Origin of the sequence: Paraburkholderia phenazinium, from assembly GCF_900100735.1 — a bacterium.
Taxonomy (GTDB): Bacteria; Pseudomonadota; Gammaproteobacteria; order Burkholderiales; family Burkholderiaceae; genus Paraburkholderia; species Paraburkholderia phenazinia.
Window position 1 is genome coordinate 1 of the sequence record NZ_FNCJ01000041.1, and the last position, 16,616, is coordinate 16,616.

A 16,616-nucleotide genomic window follows, 5' to 3' on the forward strand; every position below is an offset into this window, starting at 1 on the left:
CCCGCACCCTGTCGTGCGCGTGCTGGGCTCGACACCGGATTGAACTTGGCGGTTTGCGCCGGTGTCGGGCCTGTTTCTTCGGCGGTAAATCCTCTTTTACCGCATCAGGCCTGCTGCGTCACCCCTTCCTGAACCGGCTCCCGCCGGGACGCATCTGCTCTCGCCCTACGGGCTCCTTTCGATGCGTCCCATAACCTCAGCGCCACCCGTATCAGTCATCTCGGATTAGCCCGGAAGACTAGAAAACATTCCGAATTCCTGACTGACGCCGCCGTTTAACGTCGGATTTCGACCGCCGTTCACAAGGCTTGCCGGTAAAATCGAGCCCCTACGGAATCAACCTCGCGGCGCGCTGCGCGCTCGCCCCACCATAGTGACCACCACCCTCGATCAATTGCGTGCCGGACAACTGACCGGTACGCAGCGCCTCAAGCTAGCCTGCGGACTCAGCGAGTTTCCACGTGAAATTTTCGCTCTGGCGGATACGCTGGAAATTCTCGATCTGTCGGGCAATGCGCTTGCCGCACTGCCCGACGACTTGCCGCGCCTGCATAAGCTGCGCATTATTTTCTGCTCCGACAACGCGTTCACCGAGTTGCCTGAAGTGCTCGGGCAATGCGAGCACCTGAGCATGGTGGGCTTCAAGGCCAACCGCATTCGCACTGTATCGGGCCGGGCATTGCCGCCTGCGCTGCGCTGGCTGATCCTCACCGACAACCAGCTCGAGGCGCTGCCGCCCGAGATTGGCAACTGTACTCAGTTGCAGAAACTCATGCTGGCAGGTAACCGTCTGCAGACCCTGCCGCCGCAACTGGCCGCTTGCTCCCGTCTGGAACTAATCCGGCTCGCCGCGAACCGGCTAACCGAACTGCCCGCGTGGCTGCTCGCGCTGCCGCGGCTCTCATGGCTTGCCTATGCGGGCAATCCGTTCACCGAGGCGCTGGAAGCCGCGGCACTGACGGGCACGCCCATCGCGGAGCTGCCTTGGGACGCGTTGGACCTGCACCATCCACTTGGCGAGGGCGCCTCGGGGGTCATCTATCGCGCGGCGCATAGCCACCCCGGCGCTGAATCGCGCCACGTTGCGCTCAAGCTGTTCAAAGGGGCGGTGACGAGCGATGGTTTGCCTCACTGCGAGATGGCCGCCTGCATCAACGCGGGCGCCCATGCCAATCTGATTCCAGTGCTCGGCAAAGTGATGAACCATCCCAACGACAGCCATGGCCTCGTGATGGAATTGATCGATCCGCAATTCAGGAACCTGGCCGGCCCGCCCAGCCTCGCGTCGTGCACGCGCGACATCTATCCCGACGAGACCCGTTTCACGCTGGCCACAGCGTTACGCATCGCACATGGCATTGCATCGGCAGCCAGCCACTTGCATGAGCAAGGCATCATGCATGGCGACCTGTACGCCCACAACATTCTGCACTGCGGGGAGGGGCGCGCCCTGCTCGGCGATTTCGGCGCCGCCTCCTTCTATGCGCCGGAGGATCTGACCCTCGCACCTCTGCTGCAGCGCATCGAAGTGCGGGCATTTGCCTGCTTGCTGGAAGAGTTAGTTGAGCGATGCGACCCGAATAACACCTCGGCGACTGCCGTCGATGCGCTGCGAGAACTGAGAAACGAATGTTTTAACGAGGACGTTTTCGCCAGGCCATCGTTCAAGCAGATTGAACAAAGGCTATCTGCACTGGCTTAATCGAATGGGAACGCTACAGATATGCCGAACGCCTGACGCGTGATGCATCAGGCGTTCGATACAGTTGGTATTAGGTGGAGATTAGTCGCGTGCGACCATATCGTTGATGCGTGCCTCGCCTGTCACGAGGCAGCTCGACAGGAAGTTTTGTCCCTGCCCGCTAGAGGCTGCTTCCGAAAAGCCCTTGCCCATGGCTCCCAATCTGACCATCTCGGCGCCCTTTTCGCATGAAATAGAGCCCTCTTCGCCGGCCTGCGCATGAGTGAGCGCGCGGCCCACGGTCAGATACGCAAGAAGCATCAGTACAGCAATATTAAATACGCGTCTCATGGCTTGCCTCCTGTGCGAGCAAGACTAACGCGAACCATGATTACGTGGTGTTAGGGGTTTCCCGATTAGGGCGAGGCCTGTGATCCAGGTCAATCAGGAGGCCACAATTTACCGCTGCGGGTTTCCCCTTTGTCGAAATGACATGCTGCGCTGCGGCGAATTGTCATCATGCAGCGCAGCAATATCACCTGTTAGGAAAGCAAATCACTGGTCTCGACAGCATCGAGATAGGTATCACTCAGGGTGGCGGGGAGCTCCTCGCGCAGGAACTCGACACAGGAGCGAATCTTCGCATCGAGATACTGTCGCGATGGATAAACCGCATAAACGTTCAGGTGCTGGGACGTGTAGTCCGGCAGAACCTGAACCAGTTCGCCGCTGCGCAGGCCGTCGATGGCCGAATAGAGCGGCAGCAGTCCGATACCCATGCCCGCTGCTACGGCCACCGCCAGCGCATCGGCGATATTGACCCTGAATGTCGTTGCGCCAAGCACGAAGGTTTCGCGGCCGCGCGGCCCTTGAAAAGTCCACTCGTCGACAGGAAATGCCGGCGTCATCGTTTGCAGACAGGTATGCGCGCTGAGATCGGTGGGCACGTTGGGCGTGCCGCTACGCTCCAGGTACGCCGGCGACGCACAGGCGATGCTGAAGGTACTGCCGAGGCGTTGCGAGACCAGCCCCGAGTCGGGCAAGTCGGTGGCCATCACGAGAGCGATGTCGTAACCTTCGTCGAGCAGGTCCGGCACCCGTTGCGCGAGCGTCAGCTCGACCGTTACATCCGGATAGCGCTGCCGATAACGACCCACCAGCGGCACCACGCAATGCTGGCCGATACCGGTCATGGCGTGCAGCTTCAGCTTGCCCGACGGGTGCACGATCGCATCGCTCGCCTCAGCCTCCGCCTCATCGACATACGCCAGAATCTGCTCGCAACGATGCAGGTAACGTTCACCCGCTTCGGTGAGCGCGAGGCGGCGCGTCGTGCGGTTCAGGAGCCGCGTGCGCAGATGCGCCTCGAGGTCGGAGACCGCGCGCGAAGCGTACGCCGTCGTCGTGTTGAGATGTTGCGCGGCCGCGGTGAAACTGCCCGCTTCGACGACACGAACCAGCACGCGCATTTTTTGTAACGTATCCATACGATCCTTCAAAAACTGGCCCGAATTGTGGCATGAATCACGCCCGCGATTCTCTCGAATCCCGTAAAGATGCATTGCACTCCTTGAGTTTTCGGGCAGCCTGATCGAACGATTTTTCCCTGGCCGTTGGTCGATCCGCAGCGTACGATCGAAGCCACAGCTTGTCCCCGCCATCGGCCGCCTGCGGCCCGACAGGACTGGGCGCGCAGCGGTTCCACGCACATCGGCCAAGGAGGGAAGCAATGCTTCCGGCAGCGCAGACGTACGAAACATTGACGGCAAAATTCGCGTGGCAGATTCCGCCGCGCTACAACATCGGCGTGGACGTGTGCGACAAATGGGCCGACGGCTCGGGCCGCCTCGCGCTGATCTACGAGCATCGCGACGGCAGCGCAACGCGCTATAGCTTCGACGATCTCAAGGCCCGCTCCAGCCAGTTCGCCAACGCGCTACGCCGCAGCGGCGTCGAGCAGGGCGATCGCGTGGCGATCTTCCTGCCGCAGTCGCCCGAAACCGCCATTGCGCATCTGGCCGCGTACAAGGCCGGCTGCATCGCCGTGCCGCTGTTCGCACTGTTCGGCGTCGACGCGATCCAATACCGTCTCGCAGACAGCGCCGCGGCGGCGCTCATCACCGACGCCACAGGTCTGCAAAAACTCGCCGAGATCCGCCACACGCTGCCCGAACTGAAAGCGGTGTATTGCATCGATGCCGAGCAGGCCGCCACGGCGCATGAGGTGTCCGCATTCTGGAGCGCGCTCGATGCCGAGCCCGCCACCTTCACACCAGCCGACACCGCAGCAGACGATCCCGCGGTGATCATTTACACCTCGGGCACGACCGGCAAGCCGAAGGGCGCGCTGCATGCACACCGGGTGCTGCTTGGGCACCTGCCAGGCGTCGAACTGTCGCAGGCGTGTTTTCCGGCCAACGCGAAGCTGATCTGGACGCCCGCCGACTGGGCGTGGATCGGCGGCCTGTTCGACGTGCTGCTGCCCGCGTGGCACCACGGCGTCACCGTGCTCGCGCGCCGCTTCGAGAAGTTCGACGGCGAAGCAGCCTTCGATCTGATGGCGCGCCACGCGGTCACCCACACGTTCCTGCCGCCTACCGCGCTCAAGATGATGCGCATGGTCGCGCATCCGGAGCGCTGGAAGCTGTCGTTGCATGCAGTGGCGAGCGGCGGCGAATCGCTCGGCGAAGAGCTGATCGCGTGGGGACGCGCCGCGCTCGGTGTGACCATCAACGAGTTCTATGGGCAAACCGAATGCAACGTCGTGGTGTCGTCGTGCGCGTCGCTGTTCGCACCGCGTATCGGGGCCATTGGTAAGGCGGTGCCCGGCCATGAGGTGGCGATCGTCGACGATGACGGTCAACCCCTGCCGAACGACACGATCGGCAACATCGGGATTGCCGGACCGGACCCGGTCATGTTTCTCGGCTACTGGCGCAACGAGGCCGCCACGCGCGACAAATTCCGTGGCCGCTACCTGCTGACCGGCGATCTCGGCCAATGCGACAGCGACGGCTTCATCCGCTTTGTCGGGCGCAATGACGACGTGATTACGAGTGCCGGTTACCGGATCGGGCCGGCCTCGATCGAAGACTGTCTGCTGCAACATCCGGCGGTCTGCATGGCGGCCGTGGTCGGTGCGCCGGACGCGCAGCGCACCGAGATCGTGCTGGCCTTCGTGGTGCTGAACGCGGGTTTTGTCCCTGGAGAAGAGCTGGCGCGCGAGATTCAGCAGCACGTCAAGACGCGGCTTGCCGCGCACGAGTATCCGCGCGAGATACGCTTCGTCGAAAGCCTGCCGTTGACCGCCACCGGCAAGGTGATTCGCAAGGAACTGCGGGCAAGTCTCACGAAACCCGCATCGTCAAACTGAACCGCAGTTGCCGAACCGAGAGCCTTCGCGCCAACCGGTTCGGCGCAGCCGTTGAACCACCTCACTGCGATATTTGCTGCAAACGGGCATAATTCCGCTGCCGCGCGTGCAGCGCACCTCGCAACGTGCATGGCATCCCGGCACGCCCCGACATCCTCACGGAACCATTCAATTGCAACTACGTGCAGACGACGCGCTCACCCATCCCGGGTCCCTGCTTGCTCCCGACGGCCGCATTATTGCGCCGTACGATCTCGAGCAGCGCGACACGGAGATCGGCGAGCACCTCGCGCTCGCGAGCCAGCCCGGCATTCTCAACGCGGCCGCGCATCCCTTTGAACTCGACTACTCGCAGGTCGCAGTCGCCCATGTGATCAACGGCATGGGTGTCACGCTCGGCGACTCGATCATCGGTTTGACTGCGCTTGACGCGATCTTGCAAGCCCATCCGCAGGTGCGCTTCGTCGTGTACCGGCCTCGACTGGCGCCGTCCTACGTCGAACAACTCTACGCGCTTGCCGAGGGCAGCGTCGCCACCACCCGCGCGTTGCCGTGGCCGCTCGATGCTATCCCGAGTGACGAAGCCCGCATCGACATCGGCAATCATCTATTCTGGCCCGGCTTCATGTCGAAGCCGATGATCGACTTTTTCCTTGGCGCACTCGGTGTGCAGCCGGCAAGCGTGCCGTCCGCTCACAAGGCTAACCGCTGGCTGCAGGCCTTGCGGTTGCCGCCCTTGCCTGATGTTTGGCGAGACCGTCCCTATGTGCTGTTTTGCCCGACCGCAAGCACGCCGATCCGCAGCATCGCGCAACCGGTGCGCAGCGCCCTGGTCAGCCGTTTGTTCGAGCACTTCGGCCTGCCCGTACTCGGCTTTGGCGCGGTGGATCATCCACATTACGTGGATGTGAGCGCCTTCTCCCCCGACACGGCGCACTTCCTCGCGTGGGTCCGGCACGCACGCTACATGCTCACATCCGACACCGCAGCGGTTCATATCGCAGCCGGCTTCGACGTGCCGACCACGGCGTTCTTCACCACCATCGCCCCTGAACTGCGAGTGCGCGACTACCCACTGTGCCGGGCTGTGGTACTGGAGCTACCGGAGTTGCGCAACGTGCAGGCCAGCGAGCGCGAACAGGACATGGCGCGCCTGAACGCGGCCTATGCGCTCGCCATGCGCGGCGAGCTGCCATTTGAATTGCTGCCAACTGCCTCGCCCGACGGCACGGCGGCAGAGACTAGAGAGCCGTAAGCAGGGCCGGGCATGCCCCGTGCTGGTTAGCAGTCGTACTGCAACCATCAACCGGAGGAGAACTCTCATGCCCTACTTAATTGGCTGGCTACTCGGCGTGCCGCTCATCGTCCTCGTAATCCTGTATCTGATCTTTCATTGACGTGAACTTGGGGACATACGGTGTCTGCTGGCGGATGTGCCCGCAAGCAGGCGCCGTACGTCAGCGCGGCACGGCCATGACGGGCTGCGCGTACCGTACGCTCGCGGCGGGTATCACACCGTAGTTGGTCCGCGGTGGCACGACGATCGTCGTGCAGGAAGGCAATAGCCCGGGAGCAGGCGGCGGTGCGGTGACCAACGCCGCAGGCCCGTACGAGACGAGCACCCGGGAGAACGCGCTCGCCGCATAGACAAAACCAAAGGCCGCAGCCGCAGAGGCACAGACAAAACGAATTTTCACTAGAACTCCTGATGCGGTGAAAGATGGCATGCGTCCTGGCTTCTGAAGACGACAGCCGGATGATTCGGATTGCTGATATCCCTTGCCGAACCGACGATGGCGCGCAATGCGCCGACCGACGAAAGATACGCAAATCGCCCAGTAAACGGCAGCCGTAACTTGTTTCATTCCGTGTCGCACGCGCCGCGACATATCTCGACATGATTTCCAAATTGCCTTCCCCGGCGGAGTCGACAAGAATTCGACCTGTCATTGAACGGCTCGCGGCACGACGCTGGCGACGTTCGATGGCAGACTCCACGGAGAATGAGATGAACAAGCTGTTGACGACTCTGGCGCTGTGCCTCGCTTGCACTGGCGCCTTCGCGCAAACCACGACGCAGCCGATGGGTGGCAACCCGCAGCGCATGGCGCAGATGGCCCAACAGTTGCAAAGCCGCTTTGCCAATGCAAACACCACGCAGGACGGCAAGCTCACCCGGCAACAGGCGGCGGCCGGCATGCCGATGGTGGCCCGGTATTTCGATGAGATCGATACGGCGCGCGCCGGCTACGTGACCTTGCCGCAAATCGAAGCATTCATGCAGCAGCGAGCGGCAGCGCACTGAGACGGACAATCATCAGATGGATCGTAGACGTGGCGAGTGCGAGCGGTTTCCGGTCGCACTGTCCCCAGAAAACGCTATTCTGTTAGACGGATGCGCGCTTAAGCCTTGCATAGCCTTGCATGGGAACCACACACATGGACCGAGCTGCGAAAATCATCGTGCTCGACGATGAAGCCGAACTGCGCAATATGCTGCAGCGCTTTCTGACCGGCCACGGTTTCGAAGTACGTGTGGTCGAAGATAGCAAGCGGCTCGACCGCTACCTGCAGCGCGAGCCTTACGACCTGCTGGTGCTCGATCTGATGATCGGCGAGGAGAACGGCCTGGAAATCTGCAGCCGCCTGCGCGCCGAAGGACAGACGCTGCCCATCCTGATGTTGACCGCCAAGGGCGATCCGATCGACAAAGTGGTGGGCCTCGAAACCGGCGCGGACGACTACCTCGCCAAGCCCTTCCTGCCGCGCGAACTGGTGGCGCGAATCCGCGCGCTGCTGCGGCGGCAGAAGATGGCCTCGGGCGACCCGACCGTGACCTCGCAAACGGTGCGCTTCGGCGACTACAGTCTCGACCTCGGCAAGCAGTTGCTCGCGCGCGCAGGTGAACCTCTCGAGATTCATTCGGCGCAGATGCTGCTACTAGTCGCGCTCGCCTCCTCGCCAAACCGGCCCGTGAGCCGCGACAACCTGATCGCACGAGCCCGCGGCCGCGATCACGACGCGCTCGATCGCAGCATCGACGTGCAGGTGCTGCGGCTGCGCCAGATCGTGGAAGACGACCCCTCCAAGCCGCGATTCATCAAAACGGTCTGGGGCGTCGGCTACATGCTGATCGCCGACGTCGAGTCATGAGGCGCGTCATGCCGCGCCTCGCCTTGCCAAGAAGCCTGCTCGCGCGCAACATCGCCCTGCTGATCGCGCTCGTCATGCTGTCGCAAGTCTGTTCCCTCGCTGTGTTGCTGCATTACGTGCAACGGCCGCGGGTCGAGCGCACGGCAGTCGTGTTCGCACGTTACGTCACCACGCTCGACGAGCTATTCCAGGCCGCCCCCGACAGTGCGCGTGACGCGCTGATCGAGCGGCTGAATAACGGCGCGCAGCCGCCGGGCACCGACGAGATCGACCCGCCACAGAGTCTGCTGCATTTTTACATCACCTATCAGCGCGAGGTCTTTCTCGAGACGCTTCGCCAGCATCTCCCCGCTGACATGCAGGTACGCTGGCAGACCGAAGGCGGTCAGCGTCTTTGGATCAAGATTCATTCGTCGAACAGCCCCGCCTGGATCGCTCTGCCGATTCCTGAAGACGCCCGCGGCGCCGGTCTCGATGCGGCCATCGTGCTCTCGCTCGGCCTTGCCGTGCTCGCCGCCCTCACCGGTTACCTGATCCAGTTGCACCTGAACCGGCCGCTGCGGAACCTCGCTCATGCAGCGCGGCGCGTGAGTTCGGGCGACACTCCGCCGCCACTGCCCACCGACGGTCCCACAGAAATCGCTGAAGTGAGCAGCGCCTTCAACCAGATGACGCAGACACTGCAGCAAGCCGAGGCAACCCGCGCCGTGATGTTAGCAGGCATTTCACACGACATCCGCACGCCCCTAACCAAGCTGCGGCTCGCAATGGCCATGGCGATCACCGACCAGGGCGACGACAACTTCGTCGTGGCCGCTGAGGCCTATCTCGACCAGATCGACACCATCCTGCAGCAGTTCATGGACTACGCCGGCAGCGGCGAACGCGAGACGGCTCAACCGGGCGATCTCAACGCACTGGTCAGCCGGCTTGCTGCGGATTTCGCGGGACTGGGCCACGAATTCGCGCTCTCGCTGGGGCCGCTTCCCGAATTCGCGTTTCGTCCGATCACGATGATGCGGCTCCTGATGAACCTGATGCAGAATGCCGTCGTCTACGGCCGGGTGGGATTGGCGGTGCGCACGTGGGTGCAGAATGGCAGCGCATATGTGGCGGTCTGCGATCGCGGCGAAGGGCTCGCGCCGCAAGAACTCGAAGCCTTGAAGGCGCCGTTTCAGCGCGGCCGCAACGCACGCTCGCAATCGGGCGGCACGGGACTTGGTCTCGCCATCGTCGAGCGGATCGCGCGATTGCACGGCGGCTCGCTGCAGTTTCATGCGCGCGAAGGGGGCGGTCTGGAGGTGTGGGTCGTGTTGCCGCTCCACGCCTAGCGTTATCAGCGTAAATATTTTTACGCCTCACAGCCAGCGCCCGTCAGGTCATTAAACAGGTCCAGGTCGTAACCTGTCGTGTGATTGCAGCATGTGTCTTGATTGTGAATTTCAGCCTCGTACAATGTGATCCGACATGCAGTGTCACGTCAGGCGGAGGCAGCGCTGTACGCGGCACGGCACTCGAAAGAAGACCCTGTTCGAGGAGCAGATTCATGGCAAGCAGCGAGTACTTGTTGTCGCATCAGGAACTGGTCAAGGCCGTCATCATTCATCAGAACATACATGAAGGATTCTGGCGCCTGAATATCAACTTCAATGTCGCCGCCACGCACGGCAAGGAAGTACCGGACCCGTGCCTCGCCGTGACGATTCACGGCATCGGCATCATGCAGGCAGAGCCGAACGACGAGATGGCGGTGGACGCGGCGCTGACCAACCCCGAAAAGATCGAACCCGCTCCCGACGCAAACCGAGATGCCCCTGTTGGCATGCAGTTTTGCCGCGATGTGTATCGCAACATCGCGGTTCATCTCGACGATGCCGCAAGACCGGTCAGCGCGGCGCACGCAGTCGACCTGCGGGCCCAGCTACCGCAGCAGCACAAGTAAGCGGCCGGCGTGCGCTACCCACGACACCCCGCACGCTAGGTTCGCCGCGCCGCCCGCATCATCGCCACGTAGAGCAGCGCGCCTGCCACGGCGCCGATCAGCCAGCCGAAGTTGTTGTCCGGCAAGACATGCAGCAACTGCGTGCAGAGTTCCCAGCCCACCGAGATGATGCCGGAAATCGCCAGTGCGGCAATACCTACCTTGTTCCAGCCACCGTCGTAATAGAAACGCCCTTGGGGCGACATGCTGTAGAGCTCGGCAGTTTCGACCTGCTGTTTCTTGATGAGGTAAAAGTCAGCCATCATCACACCGTACAGCGGCGCAAGCACTGAGCCGAACACGCTAACGAAAATCGTGATCGCCTTCGGACTGTCGACAAAAATCCACGGGCACACGAGCACCGCCAGAATGGAGGCCACGAGGCCGCCCTTCTTGAAGTCGATATGGCGCGGAAACAGGTTGGCAATGTCGTAGGCCGGCGAAACGAAATTGGCCACGATATTGATGCCCATGGTCGCCACGATGAAGGTCAGGCTGCCGATCACCACGGCCACCTTGTTCTGGATGTGAGCGACGATCGACACCGGGTCCATGATCATCGAGCCAAAGACGCTGGCGCTTCCCGACGTCACGATCACCGTGATGATGGCAAAGACAATGAAGTTGACCGGCAGCCCAAGGAAATTGCCCACTTTCATCTGCCGCTCGCTCTTGGCAAAGCGCGAGAAGTCGCCGAAGTTAAGCAGCAACGCGGCGAAGTAGCTCACCACCAGCAGCGTGGCGTTGCCCATACTGGCGAGCTGCTCGCCACCGGAGAGCACCTTGCCGCCGAGCGTCAGGCTGAGGCTTCCCAAGCCCGCCTGCGAAAGAATCCAGGCCATCAGCGCGAACATCACCACGTACACAGCCGGCCCGCAGAAGTCGATGAATTTGCGGATCGTTTCCATGCCACGCTGGAAGATGATCAACTGAAACACCCACATGAACAGGAAGCTGACCCAGCCCAGACCGTCGAGCCGCAAGAAACTGAAGCCGTGCAGGGCGGTTGCCGCGGGAAAGAACAGAAGGACGAGGGTCGCGACGGCTTTCGAAGCAAAATAGGTTTGCACGCCGTACCAAACAATACCAACTACCCCGCGAATCACCGCGGCCAGGTTCGCACCCATTACGCCCATGCTGACGCGGGCCATTACGGGAAACGGAATGCCGTGCACGTAGCTGGGTTTGCCGACCAGGTTCATCAGCACATAGACGATCAGAATGCCCACGGCCAGCGCGGTCAACACCTGCCAGCCCGAGATGCCGAGCAAGAACAGGCTGGCGGCGAAGGTATAGCCGCCGACGCTGTGCACGTCGGACATCCACATGGCGAAGATGCAATAGCCGGTCCACGTGCGTTTGTTGAGCGGGACCGGCGCCAGGTCATGGTTATACAGGCGCTTGTCGGTCTGTGTCGTAAGGCCTGCCGCATCGCGCGGGGCGCCACCATCGATAAGCGGTGAAGTCGACATCTCTCCCCCTTTGCTGCTGTGCCTGACGAAGGATCCCGGCGCACGGGTGTTGCCGGGCCGCGGACGAACTGGATTCCGACCTGCCGCTTACTATTGCAACAATATAGGTGGTTCGACGAAAAGAAAACCGCGCCAAAATAAGCGACGCTTAGGTCACGCGGGAAAACGCACAGTGTGGGAAATGAGGGCGAAGGCAGCCTGCTGCGATGCTTAGGCATGTTGCGAGTGAGCGCTGCTGCGCGGCTTACTGCAGATGCTGTCCGCCATTGATGGCGATGTTGGCGCCCGTGACGTATGCCGCCTCCCGCGAGCACAGATAGAGCACAAGCGCGGCCACTTCATCGGGCTGGCCAAGCCTGCCAACCGGGATCTGCGGAATGATCTTCGTGTCGAGCACCTCTTGCGGCACCGCCATGACCATTTTGGTAGCGATAAAGCCGGGCGACACGGTATTGACCGTCACACCCTTTTTCGCCACTTCGAGCGCCAGCGACTTCGTAAAGCCATGCATGCCCGCCTTCGCGGCGGCATAGTTGGTCTGGCCGAAGCCACCTTTGGAGCCGATGATGGACGAGATATTGATGATGCGTCCCCAACCGCGCTCCACCATGCCGTCGCACAGCGGCTTGGTCATGTTGAAGAGCGAATCGAGGTTGGTTCGCAGCACGGCGTCCCAGTTGATCTTGTCGAGCTTCTTGAAGCTGGCGTCGCGCGTAATGCCGGCGTTATTGACGAGAATGTCGACGTTGCCCACTTCGGCCTGCAGCTTCTGCGCCCCTTGTTGGCACGAGTCGTAGTCCGCTACGTCGACCTCGAACGAATGGAAGCGACGCCCTGCCGCTTCCATTCGTTCGAGCCAGGCGGGTGCGCCGGCATTGTCTGGCGAATAGGTAACCACAGTCGTATAGCCGGCATCATGCAGCTTGACGGCAATGGCTTCGCCAATGCCGCCCATTCCACCTGTCACCAATGCGATCTGATTTGTCACAGCGGCTGCCTCGCGTAAGAAGGGAGTGACCCGGCTTGCGCGCGGTCAGCCTGCCGGCCGCTCTCACCCGGTCGTTACGTCCGATGCCTTCGCGGTGCGCGAAAGCACTGCTTCGAAGCCGCCTTCGGCCATGGTGACGGCCTGCCGAACCGATTTGTTGACGCTCTCGTGCAGCACGCGGCTCGACTCCATCAACTGCTTCAGCGCGGCGACTGCCGCTTCGGAACCTGCCGGCGCCTGCTGCGACATCGCCTCGAAGAGCGCCTGCACCCGGCGATTGTGCGCTTCGTACTGCGCCCCTGCAATCGTCATGAGGCCCGTATGCACGCCGGATGCAATCTCGTACAGACCGCGTTGATAAGACTGGGCACGCATCGCAAGCGCGCCGTTGGGGCCAGCCTGTTGCGTGAAAAACGTCTGCGGGTCCGGGGCGGACAGCAGCTTTTGCGAGTCGACCAAAGCCGACCTGGCCGCTTGCATATTCAACGCAGTCAGCTTTTGCAAGCCTTCCACGGCCAGATTGGCGAGGCCATAGAACGCTTCGAGGTTGGCCTTTTGAGCGGCGGCAAACTGCTCGGGATACAACTCATTCATCTTGAGGCTCCTGAAATCGACTCGGCGATGCGCAGGCCGGACTGGCGAGGCATTCTGGAGTAATCGAGTGGCTAAGGTGGGAAGACGAACCAGCTAAAACGCGCTAGCGCTATGTGGCCTCGTTCATACCCGTTTCACTTCTTGTTTTATATAAGCACAACAAATTAACTTACTGCGCTCTCAGGTTGTATAACTGCACGTCCGTTCACTTTGTTGATTGCCTGAAACCCTGGTCGGGTTGCGCGGGTAACAAGGCGTTTTTGGCGCGTCTGCTCAGTGAATCCGGCCGGCTGCTTTCAGAAACGAATGGCCTTGATGAGTCAGGCGCGGCAGCGTTTGACCGGAAGATGCGTGTTCGAGACTGACTAATTGGCGCGCCAGCAGGACATCGAGATCAGCCCGGTCTACTTCCAGTTGATCCGTGGCGTCCTTGACCAGCATCAGCGTTGCGAATTCGTGAGGGCTCAGCATCTTCGTCTCCCAATTTTTTAGGTGCAGCGTTGACGGGACGTTGACGCTCAACCGTCGCGTCCCGAACCTGACTCATTGAACGGATACCGCAAATATGACTCGTCGCCGATTCGACACGCGTCGCGTATCGAGGGAAGTCATCTTAATTCGGGCGAGCGTAAATTATCAATATGTGGGAAAAATCTTTTTGAGATGGATCATCCGGCGGCTATGTCTGGCATTTGCTGAAACGTTGTCAGCGTGATTTTGATTCGTCAGTTCAGCGGACGGTTGCCATCAGCGCGCCCATTCCGACCAGCAGACTTCCCATCACGCGATTGACCGCTCGGATGCGCACAGGTTTCAGCAAAATCTCGCGCAAGCGGTGCGAGAACATCGCCATCGACGCCACGCCCATCGCAAACACCAGCGCAAACGAAACCGCCAGCAACAGGTACTGCTGATCAGGTGACCAGCTCGACTCCATGCTGATGAACTGCGGGAAAAACGACGGAAAGAACAACAAGGTTTTCGGATTGAGCCCCGAGGTGGCGAAGCCACGCCAGAACAGGCCACGCTGTTTTCCGCCGCCGATATCCGGCTCGGCAAGACTGCTGCTGCGCCATTGCTTGCACCCCAGATAGACGAGATAGAGCGCCCCTGCCCAACGCAGCGCGGTCAACGCGCGAGCATCGATCAGCAGTAGCGAATTCAGACACAAGGCGGTAAACACCAATTGCAGCAGGACGGCGCAGGTGCCGCCCCAGACGCACGGCAGCGCATGACGCCAACCGGCATGAAGCGCCTGACTCATAGTCAGGACATTGACGGGACCGGGCGAGTAGACGAGGACGAGAGAGGCGAGAAGAAATGAGGCGTACAACTGGATCGACATTGTTGAGTCTTGTTCTATTGCGGGGGATAGCTTGCACCCGCCGCGTGGGATACCACTCGGGTTAGGCGCGGTGCTGGCCGACATTCGGTTAAGAGCGCCCCAAACCCGTCGCCGGTGTTGACGCGTCCGCGCCGACCACCAACGGGTTACCAACACATGAGGCAGCCCGGCATTTTTCTTAAGAGAATGCCTCCATGCCCGGCGAGCGTGTCCTCCAGCGTCGGTCACGCCGGAGTCTGCCCGCCGCGCCGTCTCCGGTGGAGGCGGCGCGACCCCAGGCGGCAGCTTGTGGCTGCGCCGATTCAACGGAACGAATCCGCGGAACCGGAAGCTTGTCCCGGGCATGGAAGCACCCTGAAAATATACCTGCAGGTCCGGTGGACGGGCTTCTTAAATGATCGCGTGGGCCTATCATCATCTGAATAATCTCCCTGTAAAATAATGAATCACAGAATATTATTCCGACCCCATCATGAGCAATCGAAACCGTCCTCTGGACAACCAGGATCGCAAGATCCTGCGAGCGCTGCAGAAGAACGCGCGCCTGCCGAATGCCGAACTCGCCGAGCTGGTCGGCATGTCGACCACCGCGTGCTGGAATCGCACCCGTCAACTCGAGACCGAAGGCTACATACGCGGCTACGTGGCGTTGCTCGACCAGCAGAAACTGGGCTTTGCCGATGTGGTGATCCTCGAGGTGACACTCGACCGTCACGAGGACGACGCACTCGCCCGCTTCGGTGCGGAACTGGCGACGCTGCCAGAAGTGCTCGAGGCCTATCTCGTCTCGGGTGAATATGACTATCTGGTGAAAGTGGCGGTGGACGGCACCGCTGGATATGAACGCTTTCTGCGCGAGAAGCTTTACCGGATTTCTGGCATCCGCCACAGCCGCTCCATGTTTGCGCTGCGCTGCATGAAAAGCATTCCTTCAGTGGAAATCTAAACACGTGTTTCGAACACGCGTTGCAATATATCGGACTCCGTAGCATAGATGCGTTGCATTTCGTCTGAGCGATACGTGCGGCAGATCGTGTAACGGCCAGGTTACGTGGCACGTTGCGGGAACACGTAACATCTTCGGCACCAGATGCGGCGTGCTGCAAGCAGACGGCCACGCATGCCTCGCGCTCAGAACCCCCACCCAGCAAGGGTCTTTCGCGCGCTTTCCGCCGCCGGCGGAAACGCCTGCACGGCGATGTACCGCGCTCTACCGCACAAGCGCGTTGGCGCGGAACTTGCGGCTTACGGCTGCCCGAGCAAGCCACCTTCAATCACGGCGCGATAGCGCCCGACTCCAACTACACGGCAGCGCGCACACACGCGGTATCGGGCCCGGAGCAAACATTTTCTGCAAGACCGTTTTCTGTAAAACCGATCAGCGGTTTTCCGGGGGCACTGATTACACCTTTGACCAATCAGGACGCGATTCCATCGCGAAAGGACTAATCATGGCTCCCTTCAAACACACTCTTGTTGCATCGGCGAGCGCACTCCTATGGTGGTCGCTTGCTACCTCATGTCAGGCGGGCGAAGTCACCGACACGCCGCCTCCCTCGATCACGCAAAGCGGACCAGGCAGCTCGTCCTGGACAGGTTATGGCAGTGGTGGTGTCGGCGGCGTTGGTTCCGGCTCCAGTTGGAGTAGCGCGGGCTCCGGATCCAGTTACGGTTCGGGTACAGCGTCGGCCTGGGGCTCGACAGGCGGAAGCGGTGGCGGAGAGCCGTGGGGTGGTGGCTCTGGCGGCAGCGGGTCGGGCGGTGGAAGTGGTGGCTCCGGGACAGGCGGTGGTTCGGGCGGCTCGTGGCCCGGCGGCGGGTCGGGCGGCGGCGGGTCAAGCGGTGGAAGTGGCGGCTCCGGGACTGGCGGGCAAGGCGGATGGAGCAGCGGCCCTGGTGGCTCCTGGCCGGGTGGTGGTTCAGGTGGCTCATGGCCCGGCGGTGGCTCGGGCGGCTCGGGCGGCTCGGGTGGCTCGGGTGGCTCGGGCGGCTCGGGTGGCTCGGGTGGCTCGGGTGGCTCGGGTGGCTC

17 protein-coding genes are annotated in these 16,616 nt (G+C 61.6%); 9 read left to right on the plus strand and 8 right to left on the minus strand.

The features are described from left to right. Positions 1-373: 373 nt before the first annotated feature. Positions 374-1,702: a leucine-rich repeat-containing protein kinase family protein gene (locus tag BLQ92_RS38730; RefSeq protein WP_090696006.1), complete on the plus strand. Its 1,329-nt coding sequence runs from the start codon at positions 374-376 to the stop codon at positions 1,700-1,702. An 81-nt stretch (positions 1,703-1,783) separates the two neighbouring features. On the opposite strand, the gene BLQ92_RS38735 is transcribed toward BLQ92_RS38730, so the two are convergent. Both BLQ92_RS38735 and BLQ92_RS38740 read right to left on the minus strand, forming a co-directional pair. After that, positions 1,784-2,032, minus strand: coding sequence for a hypothetical protein (locus BLQ92_RS38735; protein WP_090696007.1), 249 nt, complete (start codon positions 2,030-2,032; stop codon positions 1,784-1,786). Positions 2,033-2,223: 191 nt separating this feature from the next. Next, a complete protein-coding gene (locus BLQ92_RS38740; RefSeq protein WP_090696008.1) occupies positions 2,224-3,168 on the minus strand; it encodes a LysR family transcriptional regulator in 945 nt (314 codons plus the stop codon). A gap of 242 nt (positions 3,169-3,410) precedes the next feature. On the opposite strand from BLQ92_RS38740, the gene BLQ92_RS38745 reads away from it, so the two are divergent. Together BLQ92_RS38745 and BLQ92_RS38750 are read left to right on the plus strand one after the other, a co-directional pair. Continuing rightward, positions 3,411-5,054 (plus strand): acyl-CoA synthetase, encoded by a 1,644-nt coding sequence (locus BLQ92_RS38745; RefSeq protein WP_090696009.1) that lies wholly within the window; start codon positions 3,411-3,413, stop codon positions 5,052-5,054. Between the two features lie 172 nt (positions 5,055-5,226). Next, complete coding sequence (locus BLQ92_RS38750) at positions 5,227-6,309, plus strand: glycosyltransferase family 9 protein (protein ID WP_244106329.1); 1,083 nt, start codon at positions 5,227-5,229, stop codon at positions 6,307-6,309. Between the two features lie 202 nt (positions 6,310-6,511). Here BLQ92_RS38750 and BLQ92_RS38755 read toward each other — a convergent pair whose 3' ends face one another. After that, positions 6,512-6,751, minus strand: coding sequence for a hypothetical protein (locus BLQ92_RS38755; protein ID WP_090696010.1), 240 nt, complete (start codon positions 6,749-6,751; stop codon positions 6,512-6,514). A 311-nt stretch (positions 6,752-7,062) separates the two neighbouring features. On the opposite strand from BLQ92_RS38755, the gene BLQ92_RS38760 reads away from it, so the two are divergent. From BLQ92_RS38760 to BLQ92_RS38775, 4 genes are all read left to right on the plus strand, one after another. Next, complete coding sequence (locus BLQ92_RS38760; protein WP_090696011.1) at positions 7,063-7,359, plus strand: hypothetical protein; 297 nt, start codon at positions 7,063-7,065, stop codon at positions 7,357-7,359. Between the two features lie 134 nt (positions 7,360-7,493). Next, a complete protein-coding gene (locus BLQ92_RS38765) occupies positions 7,494-8,207 on the plus strand; it encodes a response regulator (RefSeq protein WP_090696012.1) in 714 nt (237 codons plus the stop codon). Further along, the gene (locus tag BLQ92_RS38770) at positions 8,204-9,538 is read left to right on the plus strand and encodes an ATP-binding protein (RefSeq protein ID WP_090696013.1); all 1,335 of its coding nucleotides are present in this window, start codon (positions 8,204-8,206) and stop codon (positions 9,536-9,538) included. Before BLQ92_RS38765 ends, BLQ92_RS38770 begins: the two co-directional genes overlap by 4 nt. Before the next feature lie 215 nt (positions 9,539-9,753). Further along, positions 9,754-10,149, plus strand: a complete 396-nt coding sequence (locus BLQ92_RS38775; RefSeq protein ID WP_175772640.1) for a hypothetical protein — start codon at positions 9,754-9,756, stop codon at positions 10,147-10,149. Positions 10,150-10,184: 35 nt separating this feature from the next. On the opposite strand, the gene BLQ92_RS38780 is transcribed toward BLQ92_RS38775, so the two are convergent. The 5 genes from BLQ92_RS38780 to BLQ92_RS38800 form a co-directional block, all read right to left on the minus strand. Then, entirely contained in the window at positions 10,185-11,660 is a 1,476-nt protein-coding gene (locus BLQ92_RS38780) for an NCS1 family nucleobase:cation symporter-1 (RefSeq protein ID WP_090696014.1), read from the minus strand. A 244-nt stretch (positions 11,661-11,904) separates the two neighbouring features. Then, the gene (phbB, locus tag BLQ92_RS38785; RefSeq protein ID WP_090696015.1) at positions 11,905-12,648 is read right to left on the minus strand and encodes an acetoacetyl-CoA reductase; all 744 of its coding nucleotides are present in this window, start codon (positions 12,646-12,648) and stop codon (positions 11,905-11,907) included. A gap of 63 nt (positions 12,649-12,711) precedes the next feature. After that, positions 12,712-13,242, minus strand: coding sequence for a TIGR01841 family phasin (phaP, locus tag BLQ92_RS38790; protein WP_090696016.1), 531 nt, complete (start codon positions 13,240-13,242; stop codon positions 12,712-12,714). 273 nt (positions 13,243-13,515) lie between these two features. Further along, positions 13,516-13,713, minus strand: coding sequence for a hypothetical protein (locus tag BLQ92_RS38795; RefSeq protein ID WP_090696017.1), 198 nt, complete (start codon positions 13,711-13,713; stop codon positions 13,516-13,518). Between the two features lie 259 nt (positions 13,714-13,972). Then, entirely contained in the window at positions 13,973-14,587 is a 615-nt protein-coding gene (locus BLQ92_RS38800) for a LysE family translocator (RefSeq protein ID WP_090696018.1), read from the minus strand. A gap of 472 nt (positions 14,588-15,059) precedes the next feature. On the opposite strand from BLQ92_RS38800, the gene BLQ92_RS38805 reads away from it, so the two are divergent. Next, positions 15,060-15,533 carry an Lrp/AsnC family transcriptional regulator gene (locus BLQ92_RS38805; protein WP_090696019.1) on the plus strand — a complete coding sequence of 158 codons (474 nt, stop codon included), beginning with the start codon at positions 15,060-15,062 and terminating at the stop codon, positions 15,531-15,533. Positions 15,534-16,038: 505 nt separating this feature from the next. Beyond that, positions 16,039-16,616: hypothetical protein (locus tag BLQ92_RS39785; protein ID WP_176860808.1), on the plus strand; the 578-nt coding region annotated here is incomplete at its 3' end.

Excerpts from the sequence above, each read along its gene's own strand:
- BLQ92_RS38775 (WP_175772640.1), top strand. The coding sequence starts at position 9,754 with ATGGCAAGCAGCGAGTACTTGTTGTCGCATCAGGAACTGGTCAAGGCC.
- BLQ92_RS38765 (WP_090696012.1), top strand. The coding sequence starts at position 7,494 with ATGGACCGAGCTGCGAAAATCATCGTGCTCGACGATGAAGCCGAACTG.
- BLQ92_RS38805 (WP_090696019.1), top strand. The coding sequence starts at position 15,060 with ATGAGCAATCGAAACCGTCCTCTGGACAACCAGGATCGCAAGATCCTG.
- BLQ92_RS38735 (WP_090696007.1), bottom strand. The coding sequence starts at position 2,032 with ATGAGACGCGTATTTAATATTGCTGTACTGATGCTTCTTGCGTATCTG.
- phaP (WP_090696016.1), bottom strand. The coding sequence starts at position 13,242 with ATGAATGAGTTGTATCCCGAGCAGTTTGCCGCCGCTCAAAAGGCCAAC.
- BLQ92_RS38760 (WP_090696011.1), top strand. The coding sequence starts at position 7,063 with ATGAACAAGCTGTTGACGACTCTGGCGCTGTGCCTCGCTTGCACTGGC.
- BLQ92_RS38770 (WP_090696013.1), top strand. The coding sequence starts at position 8,204 with ATGAGGCGCGTCATGCCGCGCCTCGCCTTGCCAAGAAGCCTGCTCGCG.
- BLQ92_RS38745 (WP_090696009.1), top strand. The coding sequence starts at position 3,411 with ATGCTTCCGGCAGCGCAGACGTACGAAACATTGACGGCAAAATTCGCG.
- BLQ92_RS38740 (WP_090696008.1), bottom strand. The coding sequence starts at position 3,168 with ATGGATACGTTACAAAAAATGCGCGTGCTGGTTCGTGTCGTCGAAGCG.
- BLQ92_RS38780 (WP_090696014.1), bottom strand. The coding sequence starts at position 11,660 with ATGTCGACTTCACCGCTTATCGATGGTGGCGCCCCGCGCGATGCGGCA.
- BLQ92_RS38800 (WP_090696018.1), bottom strand. The coding sequence starts at position 14,587 with ATGTCGATCCAGTTGTACGCCTCATTTCTTCTCGCCTCTCTCGTCCTC.
- BLQ92_RS38795 (WP_090696017.1), bottom strand. The coding sequence starts at position 13,713 with ATGCTGAGCCCTCACGAATTCGCAACGCTGATGCTGGTCAAGGACGCC.